This is a genomic window from Mesorhizobium sp. M7A.F.Ca.CA.003.01.2.1 (assembly GCF_003998945.1).
Taxonomy (GTDB): Bacteria; Pseudomonadota; Alphaproteobacteria; order Rhizobiales; family Rhizobiaceae; genus Mesorhizobium; species Mesorhizobium ciceri.
Window position 1 is genome coordinate 1 of record NZ_RZRA01000919.1, and the last position, 2,229, is coordinate 2,229.

At 62.9% G+C, this 2,229-nt stretch carries 3 protein-coding genes; all 3 read right to left on the bottom strand.

The window, feature by feature from the left end; genetic code table 11:
* The coding region (locus EN969_RS27665) for an Hsp70 family protein (RefSeq protein ID WP_164758546.1) at positions 1–320 on the bottom strand (320 nt) is incomplete at its 3' end.
* A 169-nt stretch (positions 321–489) separates the two neighbouring features.
* The gene (locus tag EN969_RS27670; RefSeq protein WP_013533664.1) at positions 490–1,281 is read right to left on the bottom strand and encodes a TIGR02186 family protein; all 792 of its coding nucleotides are present in this window, start codon (positions 1,279–1,281) and stop codon (positions 490–492) included.
* Positions 1,281–2,204 carry a sulfite exporter TauE/SafE family protein gene (locus EN969_RS27675; RefSeq protein ID WP_013533663.1) on the bottom strand — a complete coding sequence of 308 codons (924 nt, stop codon included), beginning with the start codon at positions 2,202–2,204 and terminating at the stop codon, positions 1,281–1,283. Before EN969_RS27675 ends, EN969_RS27670 begins: the two co-directional genes overlap by 1 nt.
* Positions 2,205–2,229: the final 25 nt, after the last annotated feature.

Consider the following 2,229-nt stretch of genomic DNA (forward strand, 5'->3'; position numbering starts at 1 on the left):
TTCTTGAGATGGCCAAGAAACATGCCGACGATCTCCATGACGCCGATCGACCGCGATTTGATGCGGGTCTTTTCATGGGCCAGCGAACTGCCGAGCACGCTCTTCAGCGAACGCATCAGCCGGCCTTCGATGCTGTCGGTGTAATTGGCGATGGCCTGGCGGCCAAAGCAGGTGCGGTTGTCCTCGAAGTTGAAGAACACGGCACTGGGCAGCGTGACCTGGCCGTTCTCCAGCGCGACGAGGCGCGGCTGCCCGTTGCGGACCACGCCCACGGTGGAGTTCGAAGTGCCGAAGTCGATGCCGCCGAAGGCTGGTCGCATGACAAGTTCCTGCATTTGTCGTCGGCGAGCCGACAGGCGCCATGAGAAATCGCGCGCTGTCCGGGGACGGGCTGCTCTGCCGAACCGAATTGTTTGTGTCTGCCATTTGGCTGGGGAGCGCGATCTACCGCATGCCTCGGCAAAGGGAAACCACTTTTCGGGGAAAATCCTAATCTCGCCGGAAGATCAGCCTTCCGAGCCAGCCGGTCAGCATGGCCAGCGATATCGCGAAGACGCCGTAGAGGAAGGAATAATTGTGGGCGACACGGAAGATCGACTGCTCGAAACCGGATTTGCGGATTTCGAGCTGGGCCGAGCTTTCCTTGATGAACAGACCGCTCTTGAACAGGAACGCGCGGGCTTTGTGGGTTCCAACCGGCACATTCGGCGCCAGCCTGACGGTGGCGCGGAAAAGGTTCTGCGACAGGAATTGCACGCCGCCGACATTCTCGCTGTAGAGGCCGGTCGCTGACTTGCGCTCCCGCAGTGCTGCCGTGAACTCCTCGATCGTCGCCGGGCTGTCGCCGGCATCGGCGGGCTGCATATAGAGGTTGGAGGCGCCGAGCGACAGCTGCTTGTAGCTGTTGGGTTCGGTGATGTCCTGCAGCGGCCGCGTCGTCGCCACCGAATAGGAGACCGGCACGTTTTCGAAGGTCTCAGAGTCCAGATTGACCCAGACGCCGAGCACCCTGTCCTTGCGGCGCACCACCACCGGTTTGGGCGGACCTTCGAGCACGACGATGACGTCGTAGCGGCCCTGGCGCGCGACGAGTGGATCCGGGTTTTCCAGCGAACCGAAGATGGTCAGATCGGCCCCGGAAAAACCGGCGGTGATCGAGACGTTGTCGGTGGAGAGACCGATCTGGATGCCTTCGGTCAGCGGGACCTGTGCCTTCGCCGGCACGGCGGCCGCAAGCAGCGACAGGACAATGGCGGTTGCGAATGTGCTGCGAGCCTTCATCAGTTGAGGCCCGCGGCAGACAGCGAATAGAGGTTGGGCGGGGTGACGAAAAGATCGATCGCCAATCGTATCGCCACCGCCAGCACCAGCAGTGCCAGCAAGGCCCTGAGCTGCTCGCCGCGCAGCCTCTGGCCGGCCTTGGCACCGTACTGCGCGCCGGCGACGCCGCCCGCCATCAACAGGAAGGCCAGCACGACATCGACTGTCTGGTTGGTGGTGGCGTGGACCAGCGTCGTATAGGCGGAGGTGAAGATGATCTGGAACAGCGAGGTGCCGATGACGACATTGGTCGGCACTTTCAGCAGATAGATCAGTGCCGGCACCATGATGAAGCCGCCGCCGACGCCCATGATCGACGACAGGAAGCCGATGCCGGCGCCAAGCCCAAGTACGGGGATGACGCTGACGAACAGTTTTGACGCCCTGAAGCGCATCTTCAGCGGCAAGCGGTGGATCCAGTTGTGCTGGCCGGATTTCTTCAGCACCGGCGCCGCACCGCTGCGCGTCGCGCGCAGCGCATTGACGCTTTCGACCAGCATCAGCCCGCCGACGGTGCCGAGCAGCACGACGTAGAGCAGCGAGATGAACAGGTCGAGCTGGCCGAGCCTGCGCAGGAAGGCGAAGACGTAGATGCCGCCGGTGGAACCGACAATGCCGCCGGCCAGCAACACCCCGCCGAGCTTGAGGTCGAGCGTACCGCGCTTCATGTGCGAAAGGACGCCGGAGACGGAGGAGGCGATGACCTGGTTGGCGCCAGTGGCGACAGCGATCGCCGGAGGGATGTTGTAGAAGATCAAGAGCGGCGTGATGAGGAAGCCGCCGCCGACGCCGAACATGCCCGACAGGAAACCCACCGCCGCGCCCATGGCCAGCAGGACGAAGATATTGACGGAAATTTCCGCGATCGGGAGATAGATGCCCACCCGTCAGTCTCGATCAGTTCTGCCT

Coding starts and splice junctions, on each gene's coding strand:
- EN969_RS27670 (WP_013533664.1), bottom strand. CDS start 1,281: ATGAAGGCTCGCAGCACATTCGCAACCGCCATTGTCCTGTCGCTGCTT.